At 32.6% G+C, this 2850-nt stretch carries 4 protein-coding genes and 1 rRNA gene; 1 reads left to right on the forward strand and 4 read right to left on the reverse strand.

Features of this window, described 5'->3' with window-relative positions; genetic code table 11:
- Positions 1 to 617 precede the first annotated feature (617 nt).
- Together BR72_RS17180 and BR72_RS26480 are read right to left on the reverse strand one after the other, a co-directional pair.
- Positions 618 to 1331, reverse strand: coding sequence for a sensor histidine kinase (locus tag BR72_RS17180; RefSeq protein ID WP_051957353.1), 714 nt, complete (start codon positions 1329 to 1331; stop codon positions 618 to 620).
- A gap of 75 nt (positions 1332 to 1406) precedes the next feature.
- Positions 1407 to 1562: a hypothetical protein gene (locus tag BR72_RS26480; RefSeq protein ID WP_156107959.1), complete on the reverse strand. Its 156-nt coding sequence runs from the start codon at positions 1560 to 1562 to the stop codon at positions 1407 to 1409.
- Positions 1563 to 1846: 284 nt separating this feature from the next.
- Here BR72_RS26480 and BR72_RS17185 point away from each other — a divergent pair, with 284 nt between their 5' ends.
- Entirely contained in the window at positions 1847 to 2269 is a 423-nt protein-coding gene (locus BR72_RS17185) for a YfmQ family protein (RefSeq protein ID WP_035434866.1), read from the forward strand.
- A 168-nt stretch (positions 2270 to 2437) separates the two neighbouring features.
- On the opposite strand, the gene BR72_RS17190 is transcribed toward BR72_RS17185, so the two are convergent.
- A complete protein-coding gene (locus BR72_RS17190; protein ID WP_035434867.1) occupies positions 2438 to 2683 on the reverse strand; it encodes a hypothetical protein in 246 nt (81 codons plus the stop codon).
- A 74-nt stretch (positions 2684 to 2757) separates the two neighbouring features.
- A 5S ribosomal RNA gene (rrf, locus tag BR72_RS25035) occupies positions 2758 to 2850 on the reverse strand; the annotation flags it as partial.

Raw genomic sequence — 2850 nt, forward strand, 5'->3', positions numbered from 1 at the left:
AAAGTGTTTGTCTAGCATCATAAATAAAAATTGACGTTTCACGTTGTTTGTTTCGTTCAGTTTTCAAAGAACTCATCCGCCGCTCAATTGCGACTCCCTTATGTTAACATCTCAGTTATTCAATGTCAACTAAGTTTTTTGTTTTGTTTGTCGCGTTTTTGATTTGTTTCATCAGCGACTCGTATAATATTACACCCTTATTTAATAAGAGTCAATGTCTTTTTTAAAAATATATTAATTTAAGAGGAGAACACCACACTCGCCCTGTTAATGAAGTATAAATCGGATTAACCTCCTAATTTGGGCATACTATCCGACAAGAAAAAGTCTCGCTTCATGCTCTAACTTCTTTAATAAAATTCATTTGGCAATAAGTCCAAAATACTAGAATGGACCCTTCTGTTATTATAAAACGCAATATATAGCTATTTCTGAATAAGCTTCATCGAATATTTAAGGGTATTTCCCATCACTTTTCTCACCTGTTACAATCACCACAACCGTAATGACACGTTCTTCACTCATCGTAATATACTTTTCTCACAATGAGTGGAGTAGTTTTATAAGAAATGATTAGAAGTACTAAATTTGAAAGAAAGGAGCACGCCTTTCTTTGTTCATAATTTCAGAATAATTCTAAATGTAACACCCTTATCATTATTATTAAAAACTTCAATTTTCCCGTTATGCTTATTAACAATACTATTAGCAATGGTAAGGCCTAAACCCAAGCCCCCCGTTTTTCGATTTCGCGATTTTTCTCCTCTGTATAAAGGAGAAAATATATATGGAATATCCTTATCTAGAATACCAGGACCGTTATCTGATATTGATAAACAAATATGATTTTCTACACTAATCTCTAAGTTCACCTGTATTTGTCCTTTAACAGGAGTATATTGTATTGCATTTGATAAAATATTATTAACTGCACGAGATAATAGATAATAATCTCCCTTAAAAATAATATCCCCACACGAAGTAAAAGTTATTTCTTGTTCTTTTTTCACTAATTCTGGTTCAAATCCTTGAATTAATTCCTTCATAACAGCGGTGAAATTTAATTCTTCTAGATCCAAAGGCTTTTCTAAATAATTCACTTGGGTGAAAGAGTGTAAATCAGAAATTAATTCATTTAAAACACTTGCTTTCTCATAACTAATGTCTATATATTTCTTCCTTTTCTCAGGTGTATTTGCAATTCCTTTTTTTAACCCCTCTAAATATCCCCTTATTGAAAATAAGGGAGTTCTTAAATCATGTATAATAGAAGAAAAAAACAACTTCCGTTCTTGTTCCATTTGCTCTTGTTTTTCCAAAGCTTCTTTCAAGCGACCTTGTAAAGTTAAAAAAGATTCTGATAGATTATTAATTTCTTTAATAGGAGTGTGTGGTAAAGTGAAATGCTACTCTTTTCTAGCAATCGCCTTTACTACTTGTTGGAAATCAACAAGCGGTTCTAATGCTCTCTTTTTAACAAATCTATTACATAAGAGTAGCATAATTCCACTTGAAATAATCCAAATCCATAATCCTCCCCATTCATTAATAATATAATTCAAACGTTATTTTACAAAAGGCTTCAATAATTAATTGCGAAATTTCATCATCATTTGCTTGACGCTGTTTTGCTTCATAATGATAACGTTGACCCTAAAAAATGAGATAAATTCATAAAGTTTCACATAATATACACAAATCAACTAACTACCCTATGATAAAATGGAAATTATGAACAGTTAATAAACAATAGGCCATTATGGTCTATTTTTATATGTCTATCAGCTGATTACCAATATAAGTACTGTCATAATGTTATTTTAAAACGTAATGGAGATGATAAAATATGACAACCTGGTTTATAGTTTCGTTGGTTATTATGTTTACTCTTAAATTAATACTAACTTCTCTTCCATCTTCTGTTGTAGAATCGTTTACCAACAAATTTCAATTACACCCAACGCTCGATGATACGGCTGCTACCGTAACCATCGATGGAAAATCTTTAGAAGGTGAAGAAAAGATTCAAGTTATTAATCAATTTAACCAAGCGCTATTTTTAGAGAAATACTATTTCCCTCCACAGAGCAGTGGAACACCATTGGTCATCAATACTAAGAGGGGCAAGAAGGATGTTAGTTTTTCTATATACAGTTACAACGACCACGTTGATGTAATCAAACAGTATAAGAAAAAGGTAGTCGCGTATAGTCTTCGTTCTGATAGCCTTCAAAAGCGTTCCATGTTAGTAACTGGAGATGTAGTTTAAAAAGATCGTCAACGAGGCGATCTTTTTTTTTCGGAAAAAATCTTAAATAACAATGATATTCGCAAGTAGATTCACGCAGTATTTAACACGTAAAAAAGCTCAAAGTTTTAGCTCTGAGCTTTTTATAAGGTTTATTCCATTAAATCCCCTTGATCAATTAAAAACATATTAATCAGCAATTCCCTTTGCAAGCAATAGGAAATATACACTTACCAATACTCCGCCATTTAATACAATACCAATTATTCCTGATAACCACTGCTTTGATATGATAGCGAAAACAATTCCAAGTAGTGAAAGTGTACCTAGAATGACAATAATCAAGGATAAATTCGCATTAGGCCCTCTTAGAACTAAGAACGAAAATACACTTGCGATGAACGTTAGAAACGAAAAAATCCCAAACTTATTCATACTCTTTCTCCCTTGTTTAGCATTGTATTTATGTATATACAAAAAAGACGAGTCATTCTGACTCGTCTCAAGTTGCCTGGCAACGTCCTACTCTCACAGGGACAAAGTCCCAACTACCATCGGCGCTAGAGAGCTTAACTTCCGTGTTCGGTATGGGAACGGGTGTG

Source organism: Bacillus sp. UNC322MFChir4.1 (assembly GCF_000746135.1).
Classification (GTDB): domain Bacteria; phylum Bacillota; class Bacilli; order Bacillales; family Bacillaceae_G; genus Bacillus_A.